The sequence below is a fragment of the Vicinamibacterales bacterium genome (assembly GCA_041659285.1).
Classification (GTDB): Bacteria; Acidobacteriota; Vicinamibacteria; order Vicinamibacterales; family UBA2999; genus 12-FULL-67-14b.
In genome coordinates this window covers 214,429-237,272 of the sequence record JBAZYO010000005.1, presented here as the reverse complement: position 1 = coordinate 237,272, position 22,844 = coordinate 214,429, and the positions used below count along the sequence as shown (strand labels likewise).

The 22,844-nt window shown below is 67.0% G+C and carries 23 protein-coding genes; 7 read left to right on the top strand and 16 right to left on the bottom strand.

Annotation, left to right across the window (positions count from 1 at the left end):
* Positions 1-10: 10 nt before the first annotated feature.
* The 13 genes from WC815_10145 to WC815_10085 form a co-directional block, all read right to left on the bottom strand.
* Positions 11-1,252, bottom strand: a complete 1,242-nt coding sequence (locus WC815_10145; protein ID MFA5909125.1) for an MgtC/SapB family protein — start codon at positions 1,250-1,252, stop codon at positions 11-13.
* Positions 1,253-1,288: 36 nt separating this feature from the next.
* The gene (locus tag WC815_10140; GenBank protein ID MFA5909124.1) at positions 1,289-2,155 is read right to left on the bottom strand and encodes an MCP four helix bundle domain-containing protein; all 867 of its coding nucleotides are present in this window, start codon (positions 2,153-2,155) and stop codon (positions 1,289-1,291) included.
* Complete coding sequence (locus WC815_10135; protein ID MFA5909123.1) at positions 2,152-3,681, bottom strand: HAMP domain-containing sensor histidine kinase; 1,530 nt, start codon at positions 3,679-3,681, stop codon at positions 2,152-2,154. Before WC815_10135 ends, WC815_10140 begins: the two co-directional genes overlap by 4 nt.
* 9 nt (positions 3,682-3,690) lie before the next feature.
* On the bottom strand, positions 3,691-4,434 hold the full coding sequence (locus WC815_10130; protein ID MFA5909122.1) for a response regulator: 744 nt from the start codon (positions 4,432-4,434) through the stop codon (positions 3,691-3,693).
* The gene (locus WC815_10125; GenBank protein ID MFA5909121.1) at positions 4,431-5,579 is read right to left on the bottom strand and encodes a universal stress protein; all 1,149 of its coding nucleotides are present in this window, start codon (positions 5,577-5,579) and stop codon (positions 4,431-4,433) included. The genes WC815_10130 and WC815_10125 overlap by 4 nt, the downstream gene beginning before the upstream one ends.
* Positions 5,580-5,586: 7 nt before the next feature.
* Positions 5,587-6,162: a potassium-transporting ATPase subunit KdpC gene (kdpC, locus tag WC815_10120; protein MFA5909120.1), complete on the bottom strand. Its 576-nt coding sequence runs from the start codon at positions 6,160-6,162 to the stop codon at positions 5,587-5,589.
* Between the two features lie 2 nt (positions 6,163-6,164).
* A complete protein-coding gene (gene kdpB, locus WC815_10115) occupies positions 6,165-8,204 on the bottom strand; it encodes a potassium-transporting ATPase subunit KdpB (protein ID MFA5909119.1) in 2,040 nt (679 codons plus the stop codon).
* A 26-nt stretch (positions 8,205-8,230) separates the two neighbouring features.
* The gene (gene kdpA, locus WC815_10110; GenBank protein MFA5909118.1) at positions 8,231-9,967 is read right to left on the bottom strand and encodes a potassium-transporting ATPase subunit KdpA; all 1,737 of its coding nucleotides are present in this window, start codon (positions 9,965-9,967) and stop codon (positions 8,231-8,233) included.
* A 1-nt stretch (position 9,968) separates the two neighbouring features.
* Positions 9,969-10,058, bottom strand: a complete 90-nt coding sequence (kdpF, locus tag WC815_10105; protein MFA5909117.1) for a K(+)-transporting ATPase subunit F — start codon at positions 10,056-10,058, stop codon at positions 9,969-9,971.
* A 103-nt stretch (positions 10,059-10,161) separates the two neighbouring features.
* Complete coding sequence (locus WC815_10100; GenBank protein MFA5909116.1) at positions 10,162-11,307, bottom strand: outer membrane beta-barrel protein; 1,146 nt, start codon at positions 11,305-11,307, stop codon at positions 10,162-10,164.
* A gap of 71 nt (positions 11,308-11,378) precedes the next feature.
* The gene (locus WC815_10095) at positions 11,379-12,083 is read right to left on the bottom strand and encodes a response regulator transcription factor (protein ID MFA5909115.1); all 705 of its coding nucleotides are present in this window, start codon (positions 12,081-12,083) and stop codon (positions 11,379-11,381) included.
* The gene (locus tag WC815_10090) at positions 12,080-13,579 is read right to left on the bottom strand and encodes a DUF4118 domain-containing protein (protein ID MFA5909114.1); all 1,500 of its coding nucleotides are present in this window, start codon (positions 13,577-13,579) and stop codon (positions 12,080-12,082) included. Before WC815_10090 ends, WC815_10095 begins: the two co-directional genes overlap by 4 nt.
* Before the next feature lie 5 nt (positions 13,580-13,584).
* Complete coding sequence (locus tag WC815_10085; GenBank protein ID MFA5909113.1) at positions 13,585-14,370, bottom strand: alpha/beta hydrolase-fold protein; 786 nt, start codon at positions 14,368-14,370, stop codon at positions 13,585-13,587.
* Between the two features lie 33 nt (positions 14,371-14,403).
* On the opposite strand from WC815_10085, the gene WC815_10080 reads away from it, so the two are divergent.
* The 5 genes from WC815_10080 (at position 14,404) to WC815_10060 (ending at position 19,536) form a co-directional block, all read left to right on the top strand.
* Complete coding sequence (locus WC815_10080; protein MFA5909112.1) at positions 14,404-15,114, top strand: alpha/beta hydrolase-fold protein; 711 nt, start codon at positions 14,404-14,406, stop codon at positions 15,112-15,114.
* An 18-nt stretch (positions 15,115-15,132) separates the two neighbouring features.
* Entirely contained in the window at positions 15,133-16,068 is a 936-nt protein-coding gene (locus WC815_10075; GenBank protein MFA5909111.1) for a hypothetical protein, read from the top strand.
* Between the two features lie 55 nt (positions 16,069-16,123).
* Positions 16,124-17,227 (top strand): carboxylate-amine ligase, encoded by a 1,104-nt coding sequence (locus tag WC815_10070; protein MFA5909110.1) that lies wholly within the window; start codon positions 16,124-16,126, stop codon positions 17,225-17,227.
* A gap of 9 nt (positions 17,228-17,236) precedes the next feature.
* Positions 17,237-18,244, top strand: a complete 1,008-nt coding sequence (locus WC815_10065; protein ID MFA5909109.1) for an aminopeptidase — start codon at positions 17,237-17,239, stop codon at positions 18,242-18,244.
* 95 nt (positions 18,245-18,339) lie between these two features.
* Positions 18,340-19,536 carry a hypothetical protein gene (locus tag WC815_10060; GenBank protein ID MFA5909108.1) on the top strand — a complete coding sequence of 399 codons (1,197 nt, stop codon included), beginning with the start codon at positions 18,340-18,342 and terminating at the stop codon, positions 19,534-19,536.
* Here WC815_10060 and WC815_10055 read toward each other — a convergent pair.
* From WC815_10055 to modA, 3 genes are read right to left on the bottom strand one after another with little or no spacing between them, the layout of a single operon-like run.
* Positions 19,533-20,210 (bottom strand): ATP-binding cassette domain-containing protein, encoded by a 678-nt coding sequence (locus WC815_10055; protein MFA5909107.1) that lies wholly within the window; start codon positions 20,208-20,210, stop codon positions 19,533-19,535. The genes WC815_10060 and WC815_10055 overlap by 4 nt on opposite strands.
* A complete protein-coding gene (gene modB / locus WC815_10050; protein ID MFA5909106.1) occupies positions 20,207-20,869 on the bottom strand; it encodes a molybdate ABC transporter permease subunit in 663 nt (220 codons plus the stop codon). Before modB ends, WC815_10055 begins: the two co-directional genes overlap by 4 nt.
* Positions 20,866-21,690, bottom strand: a complete 825-nt coding sequence (gene modA, locus WC815_10045; protein MFA5909105.1) for a molybdate ABC transporter substrate-binding protein — start codon at positions 21,688-21,690, stop codon at positions 20,866-20,868. Before modA ends, modB begins: the two co-directional genes overlap by 4 nt.
* Positions 21,691-21,765: 75 nt before the next feature.
* Between modA and WC815_10040 the strand changes: the two genes are divergently transcribed.
* Together WC815_10040 and WC815_10035 are read left to right on the top strand one after the other, a co-directional pair.
* A complete protein-coding gene (locus WC815_10040; protein ID MFA5909104.1) occupies positions 21,766-22,236 on the top strand; it encodes a molybdopterin-dependent oxidoreductase in 471 nt (156 codons plus the stop codon).
* Positions 22,233-22,757: a TOBE domain-containing protein gene (locus tag WC815_10035; GenBank protein ID MFA5909103.1), complete on the top strand. Its 525-nt coding sequence runs from the start codon at positions 22,233-22,235 to the stop codon at positions 22,755-22,757. The genes WC815_10040 and WC815_10035 overlap by 4 nt, the downstream gene beginning before the upstream one ends.
* The last annotated feature ends 87 nt before the right edge of the window (positions 22,758-22,844 follow it).

Below are 22,844 nucleotides of genomic sequence, written 5' to 3'. Positions count from 1 at the left end.
CTTCTGGAAATCACAGGACGAGCATCAGCGCGCCGGCCACCGCCATGGCGAGCAGCGAAGCCGCCACCTGCCAGGCGAACCGCCGCTCCCCGACGACAGCCGCTATGCCGGCCTTCATCAACGAATTGGCGATCACGCCCATGAGGATGGCACGGCACGCCAGATCGATGGATGTGCCGGTCGAGACGCTCCGGGTCATGGCCAGCGTGAGCGCATCCACGTCGGTGAGACCGAGCAGGAAGCCGCCAGCCATCAGCCCGCCTTCGCCCAGCCACGATCGCGCGAAGTGCACGCCGTACAGGACGGCCTGGAACAGCGCCGCCATCTCGAGCGCGGCGCGAAACTGCAGCGGGTTCTTCAGCGCCGACGGCGTGGACGCGGGCCCGTCCATCGATCGCCACGCCAGCGCGAGCGCGATCAGGCCGGCCACGAACGGCGCCGCCAGGTACCACCCAAGCGTCTGGAGCAGCGTCGCGTTCAGCACCGCCACGGCGACGGCGACGCGCAGGAACAGGAGCGTGCTGGCGGCCACGGCGCCGGTGGCCAGCGCCGGGGCATGCGCGCGATGCACGCGGCTCAGGCGCGCGAACGCCAGCGTCACGCTGGTCGATGAGACGATACCGCCCAGCAGTCCGGTCAACGGATAGCCGGCGGCGCCGGCCATCTTCTGCGCGATGAAACCAATGAAGCTCAGACCGGAGAACAGCAGGACGAGGATCCACAAGTCGCGCGGCCGGATCCCGGGTGCCGGCCCGAACGGGCCTTCCGGGAGCAGCGGCAGGATCACGACCGACATCACCGCCACGCGCGCTGCCGCGACCAGCATGGTCTCGTCAAGGCGGTCAACGAACCGGTGCAGGCCCTGCTTCTCGGCCAGCAACAGCACCGTGAGCGTCGTCAGGGCCGCGGAGAAGCGCAGTTCGCCCAGGCCGCTGAGCACACCGGCGCCCAGGACGACAAGCGCCGCCACCTCGGTGGTGGCGTCGATGTCTTTCTTGCTGGCGCGAATGTAGCCGGCCACGACCAGGGCAAGGGCGCCGGCGATCAGCAGCCCCGCAGTCAGGCCGTAACCCGCGCCGGTGAGCAGGCCGACAATGCCCGCGAGCGCGCCGAGCAAGGTGAAGGTCCGCACGCCGCCCAGCCGCGCGTCGGGGCCGGTCGCGTGCCCGGATCGCTGGCGCTCAACGCCCACCGCGGCGCCGCCCAGGATGGCGACGACCAGGCCGGCAATGGCGTTCAGATCGAGGCTCACAAAGACAGCATACGTCTACCGCCAGGCCGCGACAGCCTAGCGGGTGGCGCGGACGTCACGCTTGCCGAGCGCGTCTTGCAGGGCGCGGAGGCCGTCCTCGCATCTCGCCGCCAGCACGCCCTTTTCGCCCAGCGCGAGGGCCAGCGCGCGCACGTTGCTGTTGCGCCGCGACAGGCTGGTGATCTCGACATTCAGGGCGATGAAGCGATCAAAGGCGGTGTGTGCCTGGGCGAGCGCGGCTTGCGGGGAAGCAGGGAGCGCGAGGGCCAGTTGCCGCAGTGATTGGCGCGCGACCGCTTCAGCGGCGGCCATTTGCTGTTCCAGTCGTGTCATGGCCGCGTCGTCGTCTTCGGGAATGTGCTGAAACTGAAGCACCTGGATTTCGCGCACGGCCGCCACCGCAGTCGCGCCAAGCGCCCGCCCGCGCCACATCGCGTCCGCCGGAACCGAATCGGTTGCCTTTTGTATGCCTTGCTGCACGGCATTGGCGGCCTCGTGGGCCGGCCCGGACGCCTGCTCGTGCGCCTTGACATTGCTGCCTTCGAGCGCCAACGCGAGAATCCGGCCGTCGAGCGCGCGGTAGTCATCGAAGCGGCGCCGGAACTCCGCGAGCAGCCGCGACTCCTCGGCGTAGCCAAGACTTTCGAGCAGCGGCTTCAACGCCTCGGCGTTCCGCTGCGCCGCCGCGGTGGCGTCCTCGGCTTGGCGCGCAGACCTCTTCGACAGGTCGTTCCCGCCCGCCATCACTGTCCGGTTGGTCGCATCCGCGGCGCTGGTGAACTGCTGCAAGAGATCGGCGGAGAGTCGACGCGCCTCGAAAAGGCGACGCAGTGCCGGGTCACCGGCACAGCCGATGGCGCACGCCAGCAGCATGACCGCGCTGCCATATCTGAGACCCATCATGACCCCTCCTCCCGCGCCGCCGGCGCCATTGGCAAGGTGAAGGTGAACGTCGCGCCCCGGCCGGGTTCGGATTGCACGATCATCTGTCCGCCGTGGCTTTCGACGATCCGCCGCGAGATGGCGAGGCCGAGCCCCGCGCCGCCGGCCGGCGGCCCCGGCACCTGGATGAATGGGACGAAGATGCGATTGAGGTACTCCGCCGGAATGCCGTAGCCATTATCGGCGACCGCCATCGCGACGCGCGATCCGGCGACCGCGGCACTCAGGACGATGCGGCCGCCGGCGGGGGTCGCACGCACCGCGTTGGTGAGCAGGTTGGCAATCACCCGTTCGATCTGCGTGCGGTCGGCCATCACGTCGGGCAGGCCCGCCGGCGCCTCGACCACGAGCGAGATGTCGTGTGCTTCGACCTGCAGGCGAATCGGTTCGATCGCACCGTGCAGCAGCTTGTCGACCGGAATGCGCGCCAACCGCGGCGCGGCCTCTCCCGATTCGATCTTCGAGAGGTCAAGCAACTCGCTCGACAACCGGACCAGCCTGGCGCTCTCGTCGCGGCACAGATGCAGCAGCTCGAGCTGCCGCGCGGTCAGGTTGCCGGCGTCCTCCAGCAGGAGGTGCACGCCCATCTGAAAGCTCATCAACGGCGTGCGCAGTTCGTGCGACGCCGCGGCGACGAATGCTGACTTCAACCGATCGATCTCCTTGAGCTGGTTGACGTTCTCGAGCAGCACCTGGCGCGCGCGCATCAGCTCGCCGAGGTTCGAATCGCGCACGTCGCGGAGCTTGCCGGCCATGTCGTTGAAGGCCGCCGCCAGCCCGGCGATCTCCCGGCCACCCGTGGCCGGCACCGTGACATCCAGGTCGCCCGCCGCCACCGCCGCCGTCGCCGCCGTCAGGCGCCCGATTGGGCGGAGGAGCGAACCGACGATCAGCACCGCGATCACAATGCCGGTGACGGTCAGAACGAGGGCGAGCGTCACGGCCGTGACGACGTTGCCGCGGGAGATCGCGGCTGCCTCCGCGGCTTTGCGGCGCATCGCCTGTTGATTGAGGGTCAGCAGCTGGTCGCATTCCGCGCGCAGGCGGTTGAAACGCGGCTCGGCGTCGACAAAGTACGTCCGGCTCGGCAGGCCTCCGGCCAGCGCCGATCCCGACACCAACGTGTCGACACCGCGGGAGTAGTCGGCGAAGTTGCGCATGATCGCCTCGACCACTTCGCGCTCGCCCTGTTCCGTGATGTTGTGAGCGGCACGGTCGAGCGCAGCCGCAAACCGCCCCCGATGCTCGGCCAGTTGCCGTTCGGCCCTGACCCGTTCGCCGACGAGCAGAAAGAGGATGGCGGAATCCTGCCGCTCCAGGCTCTCCTTCATCTCCTGCGCGGCCACGACCGAGTCGTAGTTGTCGGCGATGATGCGGTTGGACACCGCGCCCATTTCCCACTGGCGCCATGCGCTCCAGGCGCCGAGACCGGCCAGCGCGGCCAGCACGATCGCGAAAGCGCCGATGAGCCGGACCCGCAGAGACACGATGCCCTGCTACTTCCCCGTCGGCCAGAAGTTGATGCTGTTCAGGTCGTCGGCAGTGACGTCCTTCAGCACGATCGGCTGCGTCGGAATGTGCTGGTCGTTCCAGAGAAAGGCGGCGAGGTAGTCCTCGGCGAGCACTTCCCAGTGCGGGCCCGCCGGATCGAACGGGCGGCCGACCAGCCGTTCCACGCTTGCCATCGCGTCCTTGCTGATTTGAACGACAACGGGGGCGCCGGTTTCCGACGCGCCAGAGAAGACGAGAAACCGATGGCGGCCGTCGGCCGCGTCCGAACTTTCGTGCACGATGCGAAACCCGTTCATCGTGATCATTTCGATATCGGGACGCTCCTTGCCCTTGGCGCTCGTGACCGCGACCGCCGAGCCGGGCCGCACCTGCAGGGCGGCCGCGACCGCCGACCGCAGGATGTCGGGCGTCACCGGCTTGCGCAAGAAATCGACGGCGCCGATCTTCATGGCATCAACCGCCAGGTCGATCGACGGGTAGGCGGTGATCATGATCACGGGCACGGCCGTGGTGATCGCCTTGATCCGCCTCAACACTTCCAGCCCCTCCATGCCCGGCATGCGTTGATCGAGCAGCACCGCGTCCCAGCCGGCGCCGACGCCGAATCGCGCCAGGCCCATGGGCCCGTCGTCGGCCGTGACGACGTCGTAGCCGGTTGGCTCCAGCGCCATGGTCATCAGCCGGCGGATGGCGGGTTCGTCTTCGACGATGAGAATGCGTTTCTTCATGGCTGCTGGACCTCGCCCAGCGGAACCACTTGCACGGCCGCGTCGGGCACGGCGCTGAGGAACTTGTTGAGCGTGGATCCGCGCCAGAGAATCTCGATGCGCGTACGCGCGCTTTGCCCGAAGATGACGTGCGTGATGCCTTCACGCTGGGCAAAGGCGGTCAGGCCGTCGGACGCATGATCAGCCTTGACGCGCACGACCGTGGCGCCGAGGCTCTCGGCCAGGCGAATGTTCTGCTGCAACGCCTCGGCATGAGCGGTCTTGATGCGCCCGGGCTGCTCGCGCGGTGTCTCAACGTAGACGGCGTACCACTTGGAGCCCAGGCGCCCCGCGATGCGGGCCCCGGTCCGCAGCACGCGCGGCGCCAGCGCGTTGGAACTCATGCACACCATCACCCGCTCGGGAATCTGCGCCGGCTCGAGGCCTTCGCGGGCGCGATAGCTCGCCGCCTTCTCGCCGACTTCGTCGGCCACCGCCCGCAGCGCCAGCTCCCGGAGTGTCGAAAGATTGCCCTTCCGGAAGAAGTTGGTGAGCGCCTGTTCGACCTTCTCGGGCCGGTAGATCTTCCCTTCGCGGAGGCGGTTGCGCAGCTCCTCGACCGTCACGTCGACGTTGATCACCTCATCGGCCCGTTCGAGGAAAGTATCGGGCACCGTCTCGCGGACGCGCACGCCGGTGACCTTCGCCACCGCGTCGTTCAGCGTTTCAAGATGCTGGATGTTGACGGCAGTCAGCACGTGGATGCCGGCATCAAGAATGTCGTTCACGTCCTGGAAGCGCTTCTCGTTCTTGCTGCCGGGGATGTTGGTGTGCGCCAGCTCGTCGACCACGCACACCTGCGGGTGGCGCCTGATGATGGCGTCGACATCCATCTCGTCCAGCGTCACGCCCCGGTACTCGGTGGCGCGGCGCGGTATCTGCTCGAGGTCCCTGACCTGCGCGTCGGTGTCTTTCCGCCCGTAGGTCTCGACGACGCCGACGACCACGTCCAGGCCGCGAGCGCGTAGGGCGTGCGCCTCCTGGAGCATGGCGTAGGTTTTGCCGACGCCGGGCGCGGCGCCGATGTAGATGCGCAGGCGGGCCTTGTCGCGCTCTTTCAAGCGCGCCAGCAGGGCGTCGGCGGACGGGCGTTGTTCAGGCAGCATCACGGCACTATCGGCGCATCGGCGCGCGCTCGTCCAGGGCGAGGTTCAGCATCAGCACGTTCACCACGGGCTCGCCCAGCACGCCGAACTGGCGGCCCTCGGTGTGCGCGTCCACCATCTGGCGGACCATGTCTTCGGCCAGGCCGCGTTCGCGCGCCACGCGCGGCACCTGGTAGATCGCAGCGGCGGGGCTGATATGCGGGTCGAGCCCCGAGCCCGAGGTCGTCACCAGGTCGATCGGGATGGCCACGCCCGGGTTGTCGGCCTGCAGCCGCGCCACGTCGGCGGCGACGCGGTCGATCAGCTTCTTGTTGGTCGGGCCCAGGTTCGAGCCGGACGACGCGCCGGCGTCGTAGCCACTGCCCGCGGCCGACGGCCGCGAGTAGAAGTAGCCGGGCGAGCTGAACGGCTGGCCGATGATGCGCGAGCCAATCACCTTGCCGTCGCGTTCGATCAGCTGCCCGTTGGCCTGGTCGGGAAACAGCACCTGCGCCAGGCCGGTGATCACGAGTGGGTAGACGAGTCCCAGCAACACGGTGGTGACCACCGTCATCAAGGTTGCGGTCCAGAGATGTTTGATCATGATTACGCCAATCCAATCGCGGTGATGAGCATGTCAATGAGCTTGATGCCGACAAACGGCGCGATGATGCCGCCGAGACCATAAACCAGCAGGTTGCGGCGCAACAGCGCCGCGGCGCTCAACGGCTTGAATTGCACGCCTTTCAGCGCCAACGGCACGAGGGCGATGATGATCAGGGCGTTGAAGATCACCGCCGAGAGAATCGCCGACTCCGGTGTCTGCAGGCGCATGATGTTCAACGCGCCGAGCGAGGGGTACGCCACCAGGAACATCGCCGGGATGATCGCGAAATACTTCGCCACATCGTTGGCGATGGAAAAGGTCGTCAGCGTGCCGCGGGTCATCAGCAACTGCTTGCCGATCTCGACGATCTCGATCAGCTTGGTCGGGTTGGAGTCGAGGTCCACCATGTTGCCGGCTTCCTTGGCGGCCTGGGTCCCGGTGTTCATCGCCACACCGACGTCGGCCTGGGCCAGTGCCGGGGCGTCATTGGTACCGTCGCCGGTCATGGCGACGAGCTTGCCGGCGCGCTGCTCCTGCTTGATCAGCGCCATCTTGTCTTCCGGCGTGGCCTCGGCGAGGAAGTCGTCGACGCCCGCCTCGCTGGCAATCGCCGCGGCGGTCAACGGGTTGTCACCCGTGATCATCACCGTCTTGATGCCCATGGCGCGAAGGGCCGCGAACCGCTCGCGCATGCCGCCCTTGATCACGTCCTTGAGGTGGATGACGCCCAGGGCGCGGTTCCGTTCGGCCACCACCAGCGGCGTGCCGCCGGCGCGGGCAATCCGCTCGACAATCGCGTTCAGTTCGGGTGACGCCGTGCCGCCGTTGGCCGCAACGTACCTGGCCACGGAGTCCGCCGCGCCCTTGCGGATCTCGCGTCCATCCAGATCCACGCCCGACATGCGCGTCTGCGCGGTGAACGGCACGAAGGCGGCGGCATGCGCGGCGAGATCCCGTCCCCGAATGCCGTATTTCTGCTTGGCCAGGACCACGATCGACCTTCCCTCGGGCGTCTCGTCCGCCAGTGACGCCAGCTGCGCGGCGTCGGCCAACATCGCCTCGGTGACGCCGGGCAGCGGGATGAACTCACTGGCCTGCCGGTTGCCGAGCGTGATGGTCCCGGTCTTGTCCAGCAGCAGCGTGTGCACGTCGCCGGCGGCCTCGACGGCCCGGCCCGACATCGCCAGCACGTTGTGCTGAATCAGCCGGTCCATGCCGGCAATGCCAATCGCCGACAGCAGGCCGCCAATGGTGGTCGGGATCAGGCAGACGAGCAGCGACACCAGGACGAACACCGATTGCGGTGCGTTGGCGTAGACCGCGAACGGTTGCAGGGTGACCACCGCCATCAGGAAGACGATGGTCAGGCCCGCCAGCAGGATGTTGAGCGCGATTTCGTTCGGCGTCTTCTGCCGCTCGGCGCCTTCCACGAGCGCGATCATGCGATCGAGGAACGTGTGTCCGGGATCGGCCGTGACCTTCACCTTGATCCAATCCGACAGCACCCGCGTGCCGCCGGTAACGGCCGAGCGATCGCCGCCGGCCTCGCGAATGACCGGCGCCGATTCACCGGTGATGGCCGACTCGTCCACCGACGCCACACCTTCGACGATCTCGCCGTCCGACGGAATGAACTCCCCCGCCTTCACCAGCACGACGTCGCCTGACCGCAGGGATGCAGCTGGCACCGTCTCGGTCGTGCCCGACGAGGTCAGCCGGTTGGCCACGGTTTCGGTGCGCGCTTTCCGCAGCGTGTCAGCCTGGGCCTTGCCCCGGCCCTCGGCCATGGCTTCCGCCAGGTTGGCGAACAGGACCGTCGCCCACAACCACAACGTGATCTGCAGCTCGAAACCGATGCTGCTGCCGCCGGATACCAGGTCGCGGACGAGCAGGACGGTCGTCAGGGCAGCGCCGATTTCGACCACGAACATGACGGGGTTCTTGATCATCACGCGGGGATTCAGCTTGCGCAGGGCGTCGACGACGCCCGCGCCAACCAGCGCCGGATCCCAGATGCTGAGTTTCTGTGTCTTTGCCACGATTCAGTTCCTTTTGCCTTCTGCCTTCAGAACGTGGTTCCCGCGCGCATGAGGAAGTGCTCGACGATCGGGCCGAGGCTCAGCACGGGGAAGAACGTCAGGACGCCGACGATGAGAATCACGCCGACGAGCAGCGCCGTGAAGAGCGGCGTGGTCACCGGGAACGTCCCCAGCGACGGCGGCACCAGCTTCTTGCGCCCGAGGTTGCCGGCCAGGGCCAGCATCGGGATGATGATCATGAACCGGCCGAGCAGCATCGCGATGCCGAGCGTGACGTTGTACCACTTGGTGTTAGCGGAGATGCCGGCAAACGCCGACCCGTTGTTCGCGGTGCCGGACGTGTAGGCATAGAGCATTTCCGACAGTCCGTGCGGGCCGGGGTTCCAGATGCTGGACGTCCCGAAGTCAGGCGACACCGCGGAGATGCCGGTGAACACCAAGATGGTGAGCGGGAACACCAGCACGGCGAGCATCGCCATCTGCACGTCGAACGCCTCGATCTTCTTGCCGAGATACTCCGGCGTGCGGCCGACCATCAGGCCGGCGATGAAGACCGAGAGCACGACGAAGATGAGAATGCCGTACATGCCCGCGCCGACGCCGCCGAAGATCACCTCGCCGAGCATCATGTTGACGAGCGGCACCAGGCCGCCAATCGGCGTGAACGAATCGTGCATGCCGTTGACGGCGCCGCAGCTGGCGTCGGTCGTGACGGTGGCGAAGAGCGCCGAGTTGGCGATGCCGAACCGCGCCTCCTTTCCTTCCATGTTCCCACCCGGACACATCGCACCTGCCGTCTGGTCGGTCCCGGCCAGCAGGGGATTGCCGGCGGCCTCCGCCCAGTACGCGGTGGTGACACCGGCCAGGAACAGGAAGGCCATGGCGGCCCACACGGCCCAGCCGTGGCGGGGCGACTTCGTCATGGATCCCAGCGTGTAGGTGAGGCCGGAGGAGATCGCGAAGATCGCGAACATCTCGATGAAGTTCGTGAACGGCGTCGGGTTCTCATACGGATGGGCGCTGTTGGCGTTGAAGAAGCCGCCGCCGTTGGTGCCCCACTCCTTGATTGCCTCCTGCGACGCCACCGGGCCCTGCGCGATGACCTGCTCTTTGACGTCGCCCTGGGGATCAACCAGCTGCACGCGGTCATAAGGCTTCAGGTTCTGCACCACACCCTGCGACACGAGCGCCAGGGCGCCGACGATGCAGAACGGCAGCAGCACCCACAGCGTGGCGCGGGTCATGTCGACCCAGAAGTTGCCCAGCGTGTCCTTCTCGCGCGAGGCAATGCCGCGGATGAACGCGATCGCCAGGGCAATGCCGACGGCCGCCGACATGAAGTTGTGATACGCCAGCCCCGCCATCTGCGTGAAGTAGCTCATCGTCGTCTCGCCGACGTACGACTGCCAGTTGGTGTTCGTGGTGAACGAGGCCGCGGTGTTGAACGCGAGGTCGGGCCCCACGGCCGCGAGCGCCTGCGGGTTGAACGGCAGCACGGCCTGCAGGCGCTGCATCGCATACAGCACCAGCATCGACACCACGCTGAAGGCGAGCATCGCCAGGCCGTACTCGGTCCACCGCATCTCGTGCGTCTCGTTGACGCCGGTGAGCCGGTAGATCAGGCGTTCGAGCGGGCGCAGGACGGGGTCGAGCCAGGTCCGCTCCCGCGCGAACACGCGCACCATGAACCGGCCGAGCGGCACGGTCACCGCCGCAATCGCGGCGAGGAACAAGGCGATTTGGAACCAACCATTGAGAGTCATGTCAGAACTTCTCCGGACGCAGCATCGCGTAAACGAGATACCCGAGCAGCAGCACCGAGATCACGAGGCCGACAATCGATTCAATACCCATGGTCCTGTTGCCTCACTGAAGCCGCCGGCAGCCGGCCACGTAGGCGGCGCCGAGGACGAAGAACAGCAGCGACAAGCCGACGAAGATTACGTCCGCCATGGCCTCACCATGCTCCTTGCTTGTTGCCGAACCACCACACCAGGCCGACGAGCGCCGTGTTCTGGTGATCGCTGAGGTCGTCCGGACGCGCGCCCGTGAAGAACCGCTGATTCGACCAGTCGCGGCGGAACTCGCCGCGGACCAGGAAGCCATCGGCGAACTTGTACTCGACGGTCGCGGTCAGTTCCTGGAGTACCTGCTCGATGCCGCCGAACAGGCCTTGGTCATCGAGCCGCTCGTAGCGGAGCGCCAGGGCGGACGGACCGCTGATCTGGTAGCGCGCATAGGCACCGACGCCCTGAAGCGACAACTCCGGATCGGCCTTGTTCACCTCGTTGGTCACGTAGTTCACGTCAATCCCGAAGCTCGCCTTTGGCGTAGCGGTGTAGCTGATGTAGCTGTCGATCACGCGGAAGAATCCGTCGGGGCCGTCCGGCGCGAAGCCGTCGGGCTGCTCCTGGCCGAAGTAATAGCTCGTCGTCCACGCCACGCTGCCGGTGGGCTTGACGATGGCCGCGAAGTGACTGCTCTTGAAGTTGTTGAAGTCCTCGGTCTGCTGGATGCCGTTGGTCAGCATGTACATCACTGTCACCTGGTCGCTGAGCGGAAGGGTGGCGCGAAGCCCCGAATGGTAGAACGGCAGGAAGTTGAACAGGTACGCGCGCGAGAACTGATTGTTGTCTTTCGCGTAGTTGGTCTCGTAGCCGAGGTTCGACGCGAACTTGCCGAAGTCGGTCTGCAAGCCGCGGCCGACCGGGAACACGTAGGTGCCGTAGGCCTGCCACACGTGGCGATACGCATCGGGTCGCGGCTCGTTAGCGGCGCCGCCCTGCACCGTCTCAGTGGCCTGGCCGAACTGCAGGTCAACGCGCGCGCCGAAGCGGCGGCCCTTGTCCACGGCCGGCACACTCTCGACGATGACGTTCGCCTGCTGAATGCCAAACACGTTCGCGCGCGTGTCGTAGGCGCGCAACAGGTTGGTGCGGTCGTACGGTTTGTTGGCGTTGTACTGGTAGAAGCCTTCAAGGCCGACGCCAAAGACGACGTGCTCGAAGGGATCGGAGGGGGCTGGCGCCGCCGCCGGTTCCTGCGCGTGGGCAAGCGTGGCGATGCAAAGAAAGAGAGCGACGTAGCAACTCAAGCGAACCATGACTCGTGAACTCCTGACTCCACGATAGGAAGTCAGGCCTCAGAACGGGCCAAAAGGTTCCTGAAAAAGTCCTAAGAATCCTGGGCGGCGGTGGTGAACCGGTAACCAACCCACGGCTCACTAAGGAGATAGCGTGGCGCGGTGGGATCGGGTTCGATCTTCTTTCGCAGCTGGGCGACCAGCGCCCACAGGTGCTCGGGCTGGTTGACCGCGTTGGGCCCCCACACCGCCTTGAGGATGGCGCGATGGGTCAGAACGCGGTCGTGGTTCCGGGCCAGCAGCGACAGCAGTTCGAACTCCTTCGGCGTGAGGCGAATCTCGTCGTCGCCGCGGACGACGCGGCGCCGGTCGTAGTCGATCGTCAAGTCGCCTGCCTGCAATTGACCGGTCGCTTCGTCGTCCGCCGCCATGGCGCGGCGAAGGGCGACGCGAATGCGCGCCAGCAGTTCTTCCGGCCCGAACGGCTTGGTGACGAAATCGTCGGCGCCAAGATCGAGCGCGCGCACCTTGTCGGCTTCGCGATCGCGCGCCGACAGGATGATGATCGGCACCTTCGACTCCTCGCGGATGCGACGGCACACTTCCGTGCCGTCGAGGTCGGGCAGGCCGAGGTCGAGCACGACCAGATCCGGCGGATGATCGGCGGCCGCCGTCAGCGCGAGCTGCCCAGTCCCCGCAATCTCCACGTCGTAGCCATGCGACTGCAGGAGCGGTGCCAGCGACCGCTGAATCGACACCTCATCGTCCACGAGCAGGATGCGCGGGATTCTCGTCATGACAGCGGTCGTGCCTCGGCCGGGACGACCATGGTGAACTGCGCGCCGCCATCGGCGCAATTCTCTCCCCAGATGCGGCCCTGCTCGGCCGCCAGCAGCCCGCGGGCAATCGACAGGCCCATCCCGGTGCCCGAGGTGTGTGCCTTGGCCGCGCCGCCGCGGTAGAAGCGATCGAACAGGCGTGGCAGGTCCGCCGGCGCGATGCCAGGGCCATGATCGCGAATGCTCACGACCAGGCCTTCAGCAGTGACCGCGGTGTGCACGGCAATGACCGACTGCGCCGGCGCGTACTGGGCGGCGTTCTCCAGCACGTGGGCGATCGCCGACGCGGTCAGCCGCGGATCGATCATCACCGGCGTGTCCGGGTCGACCACGACCTCGACCTTGTGGCCTTGCATCACGCGCTCGACCTGCCCACGCGCCGCGGTGATGACCTCAGACGGGTGGACCCAGCGCAGCTCGGTCGCCACCGCCCCGGAGTCGATGCGGGCCATCTCGATGATGTTCTCGAACAACCGGCCGAGCCGCTCTGCCTCTTCGAGGATGAGGGTGCTCTGTTCGCGGAGACGATCGGGACCGAGGTCCGGCGATTGCAGGTTGCTGGCGGCGACGCGAATGGCCGTCAACGGCGTCCGCAGGTCGTGGCCGAGCGAGGCCAGGAGCGTTGTCTTCAGTTCCTCGCCGCGGCGGGCCACCTCCGCGGCCTTGCGTTCGTCAAGCAGCGACGCCCGCTCGATGGCAATGGCCACCACGGCAGCCAGCGCGTCGAGCGTGCCGGGCTCCACCGGGCGTCCGGTCGCCGCCATCAGCCCAATCGGTTTGGTGCCCACGCGCAGCGGCACCAGCCGCACCACGTGGTCTCCGACGGTCATCGTGCGATGTCCGGAGTAGGTGCGCTCGTAAGCATCGAACTCGAGGCCGCCTTGCGCGCCGGCAAAGGCGAGGGAGAGCGGGTTGGTGTCGAGCGCGATGGTCAACGGGCCTGCCTCGAACAGCTCCCATTCGGCGCCCCGCGGCAGCGCAATCGCCACGTAGGCCAGGTCGAAGCGCCGGGCGATCGATCGCGCCAGCGCCGAGATGGCCTCGCGGCCCTCGGTGGTCAGCAGCACTTCCCGGCTGAGGTCGAACAGCCGTGCCACTTCGTCGCGGCGCGAGCGGGCTTCATGCGTGCGTGCGCGCGCCTGCGACGACAGGTTGCTGGCCACCAGGCTCACCGCCAGAAACGCAAACAGGGCCACCCAGTTCTGGGGATCGGCGACCGTCCAGGTGCCGACGGGCGGCAGGAAGAAGTAGTTGAAGCTGAGCATCGCCAGGACCGACGTGACGGCGGCCACCCAGAAGCGCGAGGTGGCGGCCACCACCAGCACGATCAGCAAAAACGTCATTGCGACCGTGGTGGTGTTGGACACCTGCAGCCAGCGCGCGTAGACGACAGTGGCGCCGGCGATCCCACCCGCGCCCCCGGCCAGCCGGGCGATCTCGTCCCACTTCGGCATCTGGCTCAGCTTACTGGAGGGAACAGCCATTTCAGCATCGGGCCCACCCGCGCCGCCCACGCCCCTTCGCTGTGCGTCGCGCCCTCGTATTCCGCGTAGTGCAGGTCCACGCCTTCGACGAATCCCGCACCGACCAGCGCCGCCTTCAGCAGCCGCGCGTCATCCAGTCCGCTCCGCCCTTCGGCGGTGCCCATGTCCACCCACAGGCGCAGTTTTGGCTTCGGCCGGGCCTGCCGCACGGTCTTGAGAATCGCGCGGCGGTCCCACCACACCGACGGCGACAGCACGGCGAGGCGGCTGAACACGCCGGGGTGCGCGAAGCCGAGGTGCAGCGTCACCAAGCCACCCAGCGATGAGCCGCCCAGCCCGGTATGCGCGGCGTCCGGCAGGGTCCGGTAGGTGCGGTCGATGAACGGCTTCAATTCCTCGACCATCAGCCGGCCGTAGTCGCCGGCCAGGCCGCCGCCGCGATCGACGTCGTTGGTCGGGGTGTATTCGTGCAGGCGGGTCTCGCCGGTGTTGTAGACGCCGACGATGATCAACGGCTCGAGCCGCGCCGCCGCGATCAGCTCGGCGGCGGTTTCGCCGAGCCGCCAGTGCTCGCCCGGCTGGAACGCGGTGTCGGGGTCGAACAGGTTCTGACCATCGTGCATGTAGAGCACGGGATACCGCCGATCGCCGGCGCCCTCGTCGTAGCCCGGCGGCAGCCACACCACCACGTCGCGATCGTCCGGCAGGAATGCGGAATGGAACTGATCGTGCTGGCGGAGCGTGGCGTTCGGAGAGTGCATCGGGCGGCACGATCAGTATATGTTTCTGGGTGCATGACTCGCGACCACCATAAATGGTTCTCGCGTTCGCTGAACCGCGACATGGAGATGCTGATCTTCGGGCACGACGGCCCGCCGGTCATCGTCTTTCCTTCGTCGATGGGCGCGTTCTTCGAGTACGAGGACCGCGGGATGATCGGCGCGCTCGCCGACAAGCTGGAGCATGGCCGGCTGCGCCTGTTCTGCGTGCCGTCGGTGGACAGCGAAAGCTGGTACTGCAGGAAGATTCACCCGCGCCACCGCGTCGAACGGCACCTGCATTACGAGGACTACATCCTCAACGAGGTGGTGCCGCTCGTGCGCCACCTGACGCGGCACGACGGCATCGGCGTGACCGGCTGCAGCTTCGGCGCCTACCACGCCATGGTGCTGGCGTTGCGCCATCCCTACACCTTCACGTCGTGCGTCACCATGGGCGGCGCCTTCGACATCTCGCAGTTCCTCGACGGCTATCACGACGAAGACTGCTACTTCCTGAACCCGCCGTCGTTCCTGCCCGGGCTGTCGGAAGCGTACTACCTGGATCAGTTCCGGCGGAACAAGTGGGTGATCGTCACCGGCGACCACGACATTTGCCGCGCCCCCAACGAGCAGTTCTCGGCGATCATGCGCGCCAAGGGCATTCCGCATGCGCTGCATGTCTGGAACGACTCCAGGCACGACTGGCCATACTGGCGGCCGATGGCGCAGGCGTATTTGCCGTAAGATGCCCAGAGTTCCCTTATGAAAAAAATCGGCGTCCTGTTCGGAATGGAAAACACGTTTCCCGGCGCGCTCGTCGAGCGCATTACCGCCATGAACGTGGCCGGCGTGTCGGCGGAATTCGTGCAAATCGGCGACGTCCGCATGGCCGAACCGTGCGGCTACGACGTGATCGTCGACCGCATCTCGCACGACATTCCCTACTACCGCGCGTATCTCAAGAACGCCGCGCTCTGCGGCACCCGGGTCATCAACAACCCGTTCTGGTGGAGCGCCGACGACAAGTTCTTCAACTACGCCCTCGCCACCAAGCTGGGCGTCGCCGTTCCGCCCACGGTGCTGCTGCCGCACAAGGAACATCCGACCGGCACTACCGAGCGCTCGATGCGCAACCTCCGCTACCCGCTCGACTGGGCGGCCATCTTCGAGTACGTCGGCTTCCCGGCGTTCCTGAAGCCGTTCGACGGCGGCGGCTGGCGCGACGTCTACAAGATCAACACGCGCGAGGAATTCTTCGAGGCCTACGACCAGACCCGGACGTTGTGCATGACGCTGCAGCGCGGCGTCAACTTCAAGGAGTACTTCCGCTGCTACGTCGTCGGGCAGGAGCATGTGCACGTCATGCCCTACGACCCGCGGGCGCCGTTCCACGAGCGCTACGTGCTGAACCCGCCGGCGTATCCCAAGGAGTTGATGGCGCGGGTCGAGCGTGACGCGCGGACGCTGTGCCAGGCGCTCGGCTACGACCTCAACACGGTCGAGTTCGCGGTCGAAGACGGCGTGCCCTACGCCATCGACTTCATGAACCCGGCCCCGGACGCCGACCTGCATTCCGTGGGACAGGTGAACTTCGACTGGATCGTGAACGCGGTGGCCGACCTGGCGGTGAAGCAGGCGACCGAGACCACGCCGCCCGCCACGTATCGCTGGGACAGGTTTCTCAGAGGCACCCCATGAAGGGGTGCCCTACCAACAGGTCCCCTGTAGGGCGCCCCTTTATGGGGCGCCGGCGATGAAGCCATCTTTCAGCATCGGCATCGAAGAGGAATACCAGACCATCGACCCGGTCTCGTACGACCTGCGCTCGCACATCAACGCCGAGATCATCTCGAAGGGCAAGCGGCAGCTCGATGAGCGCATCAAGGCCGAGATGCACCAGTCGGTGGTCGAGGTCGGCACCGGCGTCTGCCGCAACATGCAGGAGGCGCGCGCCGACATCCTCAACCTCCGCCGCGCCATGGTCAAGCTGGCGCGTGAGAACGGCCTGCTGCTGTGCGCCGGCGCCACCCATCCGTTCGCCGACTGGCGGGCGCAGGACATTTATCCCGACGCCCGCTACCTGCAAGTGGTCGAAGACATGCAGCTGGTGGCGCGGTCGAACCTGATCTTCGGCCTGCACGTGCACATCGGCATCGAAGACCGCGAGGTCGCCATCCACCTGATGAACCAGGTGCGCTACTTCCTGCCGCACCTGCTGGCGCTGTCGGCCAACTCGCCGTTCTGGATCGGCCTCAACACCGGCCTCAAGTCGTACCGCTGCAAGGTGTTCGACAAGTTTCCGCGCACCAACATCCCCGACACCTTCACCAGCTGGGCCGACTACGAGAGCTTCGTCAACCTGCTGGTCAAGACCAACAGCATGGACAACGCCAAGAAGATCTGGTGGGACGTGCGCCCGCACCCGTTCTTTTCCACCGTCGAAGTGCGCATTTGCGACATCCCGATGCGCGTGGACGAGTCGCTGGCGCTCGCCGCCCTGATCCAGGCGACCATGGCCAAGCTCTACAAGCTGCACTCGCGCAACCAGGGCTTCCGGATGTACAGCCGCGCCCTGATCATGGAGAACAAGTGGCGCGCCGCCCGCTACGGCCTCGAAGGCAAGCTGATCGACTTCGGCCGCGAGATCGAGGTGCCGGCCAAGGAACTGATGCTCGAGTACCTCGACTTCGTGGACGATGTCGTTGACGAGCTCGGGAGCCGCAGCGAAATCGACTATGTCAAGACCATCCTCGAACAGGGCTGCGGCGCCGAACGCCAGCTGAAAGTGTTCGCCGAGACCCAGGATCTCAAGAAGGTGGTCGAATACATGGTTTCGGAGACTCAGGCGGGATTGTAGAATTTGAACATGACCTCGACGATTGACCTCGAGCTCGAGCCGGGCGCCCGCAACGCCATTCGCGTCTGCCTCAACGTGCAGCCGCACGAGCGGGTGACCGTGGTCGCCGATCGCGAGTGCGCCGACATCGCCGCCAGCCTGGTGCACGAGATCGAGGCCGTCGGCGCGCCCTACCGGGCGTTCATCCTCGAAGACGTCGCCACCCGCCCGCTGGTCGATCTGCCGGCGGTGATTGCCGCCGACATGGAGCACAGCCAGGTCAGCATCCTCGCGGTCCACGTGCAGCGCAACGAGCTGAAGTCGCGCATGCAGCTCACCGACATCGTCAATCGCCGCCGGATGCGCCATGGCCACATGGTGAACATCAACCGGCAGATGATGCTCGAGGGCATGCGCGCCGACTTCCACAAGGTCGACGTGCTCAGCTCGAAGGTCATCGACATCGTCCGCCACGCCAGGCGCGTGCGCGCCACCACCAGGGGCGGCAGCGACTTCGTCGCCGACCTCAACCCCAACTATCGATGGGTCAAGACCAGCGGCCTGATCAGCCCCGACAAGTGGGGCAACCTGCCGGGCGGCGAGGTGTTCACGACCCCGGGCAACGTCGACGGCACGCTGGTGATCGACGGCGTCGTCGGCGACTTCCTGTGCGAGAAGTTCGGCAGCCTGGCCGGGGCGCCGTTGACGCTGCGCGTGAAAGACAACCGGCTGGTCGAGGCGTTCAGCGAGAACAAGGAGCTCGAGAACGACTTCTGGGCCTACACGCACACCGACGAGAACTCGGACCGCGTCGGCGAGTTCGCCATCGGCACCAACATCGAGCTCAAGCAGGTGATCGGCCACATCCTGCAGGACGAGAAGTTCCCCGGCATCCACATCGCCTTCGGCAACCCCTACGGCGTGCACACCGGCGCCGACTGGTTCTCGTCCACGCACATCGACGTGGTGGCCACCCGCTTCGACATCTGGGTGGACGACCGCCAGATCATGGACGATGGGAAATTCCTGATCGACTAGGGGTCTGACCCCGAGCCAGCAGTTCCGAGGGGTCTGACCCCTGCGTTGCGCATGAAGCCAGCAGTTCAGAGGGGCCTGACCCCGCCGTACCGCGCATGATCCAATCCCTCCGGCAGCAATTCAACAACTCCTGGACCGAGGCCCGATACCGCGACCTCGTCGCGCGGCTCGAACTAAGCACGGGCGCCACGCTCGGCTTTCCGATCTGCGAGACCCCCTGCTTCTTCCCGCGCGCGTTGATGGACGAGTTGTCGGCCACCGGCCTCGAACTGGTCGAACAGATCCTCGGCAATCCCGCGGCCCGCGCCGCCGCGCTCGCCGCCGTGCCCGCCCGCTTTCGCGGCCCCAACGCCGAATCGCTTCCCACGTTCCTGCAGGTCGACTTCGGCCTGGTGCGCGGGCCGTCCGGCGCGATCGAGCCGAAGCTGGTCGAGTTGCAGGCGTTCGCCTCGCTCTACGGATTTCAGCTCGCCGTGGCGCGGGCCTATCGCGACGCGTTCGGCCTGCCGCCGGCGCTGGGCCTGTATCTCGGCGGCTTCACCGACGCCTCGTATCACGAGGCGATGGGCCGGGTGCTGCTGAACGGGCACGACCCCAAGCACGTGGTGCTGATGGAGATCGAGCCGCGGAAGCAGAAGACGTGGCCCGACTTCGTGGTGACCGGGCAGATGTGGGGCATCCGCGCCGTTGACACGTCGGAGGTGGAACGCGAGGGCCGCCGCCTGTTCTACCGTCACGACGGGTTGCGGTTGCCAATCGCGCGCATCTACAACCGCGTCATCCCCGACGAGCTCGAGCGGAAGAACGTGCCGCTGCCGTTCGACTATCGCGACGACCTCGACGTGGAATGGGCCGGGCACCCGTCGTGGTACTTCCAGATCAGCAAGTTCTCGATTCCGTGGCTGAAGCATCGCGCCGTGCCCGAAACCACGTTCCTGCACCAGATCGATCGCCTGCCCGCGGATCGCGATCGCTACCTGCTGAAGCCGCTGTTCTCGTTCGCGGGCGGCGGCATCGTGTTCGCGCCGACCGACGCGCAGATTGCCGCCATTCCCGATGCGGAGCGCGCCAACTACATCCTGCAGGAACGCATCCGGTTCGAACCGGTGATCGACACGCCTGAAGGGCCGGCCCAGGCTGAAATCCGCATCATGTATGTGCGTGTGAACGGGGCGTTCCAGCCGGTGCTGCCGCTCATTCGCATGGGCCGCGGCAAGATGATGGGCGTCGATCACAACAAGGGGCTGCGCTGGGTGGGCGCGTCCGCCGGCCTCATCGCTCCCGGGATCTAGCGCGCCTGCCGTGCGGTTGCCGACGGCGGACCCGCCGCCACCACCAAGCCAGCGTCGAGCTGCAGCACGCGATCCGCAATCGCGTTCAGCTCGGTCTCGTCGTGGGTGACGTAGACGAGCGGGACGTGCAGGTCGCGGCGAATGCGCAGCACGTAGGGCAGGATGCGGTCGCGCCGGGCGCGATCGACGCCGGCCAGCGGCTCATCCAGGAGCAACACCGCCGGCCGGGTCATCAACGCGCGGGCAATCGCCACGCGCTGCTTTTCCCCACCCGACAGCTTCTGCACGCGGCGCTCGAGCAGCGTCGAGAGATCGAGAATGTCAACGAGCGCGCCGCGGCGGTCGCGGCTCGCCGTGTCGGCGTGGCGGATCCCATAATCGATGTTTCCTGAGACATCGAGATGGGGAAACAACAGCGCGTCTTGCGGCACGTAGCCGATGTGGCGGTCGCGAGCCGGCACGTTGAGGCGCGACGACGACGAGAACAACACGCGCTCGCCGACGCGAATCTCGCCCGCATCGGGCGTCCGGATGCCGGCGATGGCCTCGAGCAGCGAGGTCTTGCCGCTCCCCGACGGCCCGAAGATGCCCAGCACTTCCACCGCCGAGGTGTCGCGGACCTGCAACTCGAACGACTGCTGCCGAAGCGTGACGTCGATGGTCAGGGCGATCATGGCTTGACGGCGACCAGGCGGTTGGAGAGATAGATCGCGCCGAAGGCCAGCAGCGCCGACAGCAGGAGCAGGCCCCAGGCCGCCTCTTCGCGACCGGTTTCCACGAACGTGTAGATGCCGACGGCCAGTGTCTGGGTGCGGCCGGGGATGGCGCCGGCCACCATGATGGTGGCGCCAAATTCGCCCAGCGCGCGGGAGAAGCCGAGCACGGCGCCGGCCACGATACCGCGCGAGGCGAGGGGCAACGTGATGGTCCGCAGGATCCGGAGCGGGCCGGCGCCGAGGGTCGCCGCCAGGTCCTCGTAGCGGCGGTCGACCTGCTCGATCCCCGACCGCACGCTGCGCGCCACGAGCGGAAAGCTGACCACCATCATCGCAATCACCACGGCCTTCCACGTGAAGACCACCTCGATGCCCAGCGCATCCAGCGCCTGCCCCACCGGGCTCCGGCGCCCGAAGAGCCACAGCAGCAGCAGGCCGGTGGCCACGGGCGGAAGCACCAGCGGAAGCGAGACGACGGTCTCGACCAGGGCCTTGCCGGGAAACGTGCGGCGCGCCAGCAGCCAGCCCGCGGCAATGGCCGGCGGCAGCGTCAACGCGGTGGCGATGAGCGCCATCAGCACGGTGAACCGCGCGATGGCCCAGGTTTCCGGGCTCATCCTTCGACTCGTTCAAACTGACGTTTGGGTTCGCTCAGGACAGGCGGCCGACCGAAGCCGCGCCTGTCGAACACCGCGCGTGCGGCGGGTCCTTGCAGGTACTGCAGGAACCGCCGCCCTTCGGCTTCAGCCGGCCCCACAATCACCGCCGCCGGCTGCACGATGTTCAGGTAGGCGTGGTCCTTCGCCGCCAACGTCGCCACCAGGCGCGCGGACGACTCGCGCGCGTCGGTGCGGTAGACGATGCCGGCATCGACGCGGCCGGCCTCGACCGCCGAGAGCACCGCGCGCACGGTGGGAAACGGGATGACCTTGGGCTGCAGGCGCGCCCACGCGCCCTCGTGCTCGAGCCAGCGCCGGCCGTACACGCCAGCCGGCACGCTGGATGTCTCACCCATGGCGAGACGCGCGAGCCGCCCTTCGAGCAGCGCCGCCAGGGTGAAGGACGAGGGCGCATCGACCGGCACGACCACGGCAAGTTCGTTGGTCAGCAGCGGCGTGCGCGTGCCGGCGGCGATGCGGCCGGCCTTCTCGACCACGTCCATCTGGAGGTCGTCAGCGCTCAGGAAGACCGCGGCGCGCGCGCCTTCGACAATCTGCCGCGCGAGGGTGTTGGAACTACCGGTATTGAGGGCGATCGTGACGCCGGTCGCCGCGCGATACGAGCCGGCGATCTCGGCGAGCGCCTCGTGCATGCTCGCGGCGACCGAGACGACCACCGCGGGAGGCTGCGCCACGGCGGGTGCGCTGAACGCCGCCAATAAAGCGAGGCCGGCCAGCCAGCACTTCGCCAACTCCATGGCCGAACGGGGCGTGGTCATCAGGGGGTTAATTTAGTATGCTTCGAGCCGATTTCTACAACGATTTGAGGTGATTCAGTGCTGATGGGAAGTTCCGTGAAGGTCGCCGTCGCGGTGGTGGTGTGCGCGCTGGCGGTGGCCCTGCCGGCCCGCGCGCAATCGAGCGTCGACGTCGTGGCGCTCGACGGCCGACGGGTCGCCGTGACCTTCGACGGGATGGATCGGAAGACCGTGATCACGAGCGACCACGGCTTGAAGACCACCTTCGAGGGCGTGGCGCTGCGCGACATCCTCGCCAGGGCCGGCGTGCCGCTCGGCGAGGCCCTCCGCGGCAAGGCACTGGCGCGGATCATCATCGCCACCGCCACCGACGGTTACCAGGTCGCGTTTGCCATCGCCGAGGTCGATGCCGGGTTCACGGACCAGGTCATCCTCGTCGCCGACAAGCGCAATGGCCAGCCGTTGCTGCCCGATACCGGCCCCCTGCAGATCGTGGTGCCGCTGGACAAGCGGGCCGGTCGTTGGATCCGGCAGGTGACGAAGCTGGAAGTGCGGGACGTGAGATGAGCGACCTGCTGACCGTGCGGGCGGCCGCCGACCGGCTCGGCGTGGCGTATTCCACGCTCAAGCAGTGGATCTACGACGGCTCCATTCGCACCACGCGAACACGCGGCGGACACCACCGCGTCGCGGAGTCCGAAGTGTTGCGCCTGCAAATGTCGGCGGGTAAATCGGCGTCATCGGCGTCATCGGCGTCGTCTGCGGCCCTGGTCCGCAAATCGGCGTCATCCGCCGCCGCGCTTCGCGCTATGGCGGACAAGTCGGCGGCCCGGGGGGTGCTGGTGGCGCTCAGCGGCCGCAATCAACTGCGCGGCATCGTCGAAGAGGTCCGCAGCGACGGCCTGTTGTCGCAGGTGCGCTTGCGCATCGGCAATCAGATGCTGACGGCGGTGATCACGCGCGACGCGGTCACCGAACTGAAGCTGAAGCGCGGCGACGAGGCGGTGGCGATTATCAAGTCCACCGAGGTGATGATCGGCCGGGAAAGCCCGGCACCGGCGCCGGCGGGGCGATCCCGGCGCTCCTGATGCGGCGCGGCCGGCCTTGGCGTCGGCCCACCCGCTCGAGCGTGCCTCGGTCCGCGCGCTGGCCACGTGGATCGAGACGATCCCGAT

Bases quoted from the DNA above. Each gene is read 5' to 3' on its own strand.
- WC815_10140 (MFA5909124.1), bottom strand. From the start codon at position 2,155: ATGATGGGTCTCAGATATGGCAGCGCGGTCATGCTGCTGGCGTGCGCC.
- WC815_10130 (MFA5909122.1), bottom strand. From the start codon at position 4,434: ATGAAGAAACGCATTCTCATCGTCGAAGACGAACCCGCCATCCGCCGG.
- WC815_10125 (MFA5909121.1), bottom strand. From the start codon at position 5,579: ATGCTGCCTGAACAACGCCCGTCCGCCGACGCCCTGCTGGCGCGCTTG.
- kdpC (MFA5909120.1), bottom strand. From the start codon at position 6,162: ATGATCAAACATCTCTGGACCGCAACCTTGATGACGGTGGTCACCACC.
- kdpA (MFA5909118.1), bottom strand. From the start codon at position 9,967: ATGACTCTCAATGGTTGGTTCCAAATCGCCTTGTTCCTCGCCGCGATT.
- kdpF (MFA5909117.1), bottom strand. From the start codon at position 10,058: ATGGGTATTGAATCGATTGTCGGCCTCGTGATCTCGGTGCTGCTGCTC.
- WC815_10100 (MFA5909116.1), bottom strand. From the start codon at position 11,307: ATGGTTCGCTTGAGTTGCTACGTCGCTCTCTTTCTTTGCATCGCCACG.
- WC815_10095 (MFA5909115.1), bottom strand. From the start codon at position 12,083: ATGACGAGAATCCCGCGCATCCTGCTCGTGGACGATGAGGTGTCGATT.
- WC815_10090 (MFA5909114.1), bottom strand. From the start codon at position 13,579: ATGCCGAAGTGGGACGAGATCGCCCGGCTGGCCGGGGGCGCGGGTGGG.
- WC815_10085 (MFA5909113.1), bottom strand. From the start codon at position 14,370: ATGCACTCTCCGAACGCCACGCTCCGCCAGCACGATCAGTTCCATTCC.
- WC815_10080 (MFA5909112.1), top strand. From the start codon at position 14,404: ATGACTCGCGACCACCATAAATGGTTCTCGCGTTCGCTGAACCGCGAC.
- WC815_10075 (MFA5909111.1), top strand. From the start codon at position 15,133: ATGAAAAAAATCGGCGTCCTGTTCGGAATGGAAAACACGTTTCCCGGC.
- WC815_10070 (MFA5909110.1), top strand. From the start codon at position 16,124: ATGAAGCCATCTTTCAGCATCGGCATCGAAGAGGAATACCAGACCATC.
- WC815_10065 (MFA5909109.1), top strand. From the start codon at position 17,237: ATGACCTCGACGATTGACCTCGAGCTCGAGCCGGGCGCCCGCAACGCC.
- WC815_10060 (MFA5909108.1), top strand. From the start codon at position 18,340: ATGATCCAATCCCTCCGGCAGCAATTCAACAACTCCTGGACCGAGGCC.
- WC815_10055 (MFA5909107.1), bottom strand. From the start codon at position 20,210: ATGATCGCCCTGACCATCGACGTCACGCTTCGGCAGCAGTCGTTCGAG.
- modB (MFA5909106.1), bottom strand. From the start codon at position 20,869: ATGAGCCCGGAAACCTGGGCCATCGCGCGGTTCACCGTGCTGATGGCG.
- modA (MFA5909105.1), bottom strand. From the start codon at position 21,690: ATGACCACGCCCCGTTCGGCCATGGAGTTGGCGAAGTGCTGGCTGGCC.
- WC815_10035 (MFA5909103.1), top strand. From the start codon at position 22,233: ATGAGCGACCTGCTGACCGTGCGGGCGGCCGCCGACCGGCTCGGCGTG.